Origin of the sequence: Rhodococcus sp. R1101 (assembly GCF_000278445.1) — a bacterium.
GTDB classification, from domain to species: domain Bacteria; phylum Actinomycetota; class Actinomycetes; order Mycobacteriales; family Mycobacteriaceae; genus Rhodococcus; species Rhodococcus gordoniae.
Window position 1 is genome coordinate 1 of sequence record NZ_AJVB01000663.1, and the last position, 1,708, is coordinate 1,708.

Annotated in this window: 3 protein-coding genes; all 3 read left to right on the plus strand. The window is 71.5% G+C overall.

The features are described 5' to 3' along the window. On the plus strand, nt 1-1,152 hold a 1,152-nt coding region (locus tag R1101_RS0122940), incomplete at its 5' end, for an ArsA family ATPase (RefSeq protein WP_016935537.1). Beyond that, nucleotides 1,140-1,544: a hypothetical protein gene (locus tag R1101_RS0122945; protein WP_016935538.1), complete on the plus strand. Its 405-nt coding sequence runs from the start codon at nt 1,140-1,142 to the stop codon at nt 1,542-1,544. The genes R1101_RS0122940 and R1101_RS0122945, both read left to right, overlap by 13 nt. Continuing rightward, a partial coding sequence (locus R1101_RS30440) for an ROK family protein (RefSeq protein ID WP_232284817.1) occupies nt 1,541-1,708 on the plus strand: 168 nt, incomplete at its 3' end. The genes R1101_RS0122945 and R1101_RS30440, both read left to right, overlap by 4 nt.

Below are 1,708 nucleotides of genomic sequence, written 5' to 3' on the forward strand. Positions count from 1 at the left end.
GCGCTCGCGACCGCCCGCGCGGGGGAGGCCGTGCTCGTCGTCTCGATCGACCAGGCGCACTCGCTCGGCGACGTGCTCGACCTGCCCCCGGCCACGAGCCGGGACGCCGGCGGGTCCGGCATCCGGACCGTCGAGGAGAAACTCGACATGGTGGAGATCGATGCGCTGCAGCTGCTCCGGTCGCGCTATGCGGTCCTCGCATCGATGGCGGCGCTCGCCGGGACCCACGAACACGCCGAGCAGTTCGACCTGCCCGAGCCCGACGAACTGACCGGGCTGCCCGGCGTCCAGGAGCTCCTGGTGCTCTCGGAGGTCGCGCGACTCTCGGACACCGGAAAGTGGTCCCACATCGTCGTCGACGCGCCGGCGTCGGCCGACGCCCTGCGCACTCTCGCCGCGCCGCGCACGGTGGCCGACTATCTGGAGCGGGTCTGGCCGCAGCACAGCCGGGTCGCGGCCACCACCGGCCCCGATCCCCGGACGGCCGTCTTCGTCGCCCTGTTCGACCGGCTGCTCTCGGGCATCGCCGCGGTACGCGACCTGCTCGACGATCGTCGGCGCAGCACGGCGGTGATCGTGGCGACGCCCGATCGCGCCGGTCGTGCCGAACTGCGCAGGGTGCGGTCGTGGCTCGCCCTGTCCGGAATCCGGGTCGAGGCGGTCGTGATCAACGGAGTCACTCCCTCGGTGGGTGGATCGGGTGCGGCGGCGCGACTGCTCGCCGATCAACGGGCCGCGCACGAGGCGATCGTGGAGGAGATCACGACGACCGTCACCGACGTCCCCGTGATCGTGTGCGAGCGCCGCGCAGCCGAACCGGTAGGGTTGGAAGCTCTGGAGGAGCTCGCTGCGGCGCTCCACCGCGACCCACCCGCACCCTCGTCGGACACCGGCGATCCGGTCCGGGTGCAGCACGAATCGGGAACGGGGGTGGAATCGGTGTACGCGATGCGCATGTACCTCCCACTCGCCGACCCCGCGTCCCTGACACTCGGACGCATCGGCGACGACCTGGTCGTCGGCGCCGACGGCATGCGCCGCCGGGTGCGACTCGCGTCGGGGCTGCGGCGGTGCACGGTCTCCGAAGCCGAGTTCGACGGCACCGATCTGGTGGTGCGCTTCGTACCGGATCCGGCGGTGTGGCCGCTGTGAGAGACGATCACGAAGCTCTGCTCTCCGAGCTGTTGCTGCTCGCCGATGCCGTGCTCGACCGCGTCGAGGGTGCGGTGCAGCAGTTCGCCGTCCCACCCGCCGACGACTCCGCTTCCGGGTCGGCAGTGTCTTCGGGCGCTCCTGACTCGGCAGCGACCCCGGGTGGGTGCGCGTGGTGTCCGCTCTGCGCGGCTGCAGCGCTGGTACGCGGCGAGAACCATGAGCTCGTCACCAGGCTGGCGACCAAGGTGGCTGCTCTGATCGCGCTGCTCCGTGAGTTCCTCTCGCAGTTCCTGCCCGCGACCGGCGGCAACCCACCGGAGCCCACGCCCGATCCGCCGGCGCGCGAGCGTGCGGCCTTCGTGCCGATCTCCGTCAACGTCCGGCCGTGAGCATCGGCCACGGGAACGGCGCTGTGCTCACGGTCGGAATCGACATCGGGGGAACGAGTATTCGTGCCGCGGCCGTCGATCGGAACGGCGAGGTCGCCGACAGTGTGCGCACGCAGACGCCGTCCTCCGCGGTCGCCCTCGAGAACGCTCTGCATCGTCTCGTC